Origin of the sequence: Alkalicoccobacillus porphyridii, assembly GCF_007293315.1 — a bacterium.
GTDB classification, from domain to species: Bacteria; Bacillota; Bacilli; order Bacillales; family Bacillaceae_D; genus Alkalicoccobacillus; species Alkalicoccobacillus porphyridii.
This window is the reverse complement of sequence record NZ_VLXZ01000091.1, coordinates 1-352: the sequence shown is the minus strand read 5'-3', so window position 1 is coordinate 352 and position 352 is coordinate 1. Positions and strand designations below refer to the sequence as shown.

Below are 352 nucleotides of genomic sequence, written 5' to 3'. Positions count from 1 at the left end.
GAACTCCGGGCCAAAAGGCCAGCAAAGCTCGACAAAGGGTAACTCAAGGGCCAGGCGTTTCGCCGTTTCGTGCAGTGATTGCTTATCCATAAACGTTCCTTTAGGCGAAGGAGAATAAGCAAAGTATGCCGCGAAGTACGGCGATAATCGACGTTTAATCCGCCAGCGAGAACCAGCGTCGCCAGATAAAGCGCAGAACAAAATACTCAATAGCGCCCAGCACTAAAAACCACAGACAAAACAATAAAGTGTAAAGCTGACTAAGATCCATCAGATGGAACGTGCTCACCAGTTTTTGTGCCAGCGTCAGCCCCAATGCGGGGGCGGGAAGCAGCAGGCAAGAGAGGAAAGC

The 352-nt window shown here is 50.9% G+C and carries 1 protein-coding gene; it reads right to left on the bottom strand.

What is annotated here, in order from left to right; all coding sequences use genetic code 11:
* Nucleotides 1–154: 154 nt before the first annotated feature.
* Nucleotides 155–352 (bottom strand): DUF1158 family protein (locus tag FN960_RS23645; RefSeq protein WP_143850779.1); only part of this gene is annotated, 198 nt, incomplete at its 5' end.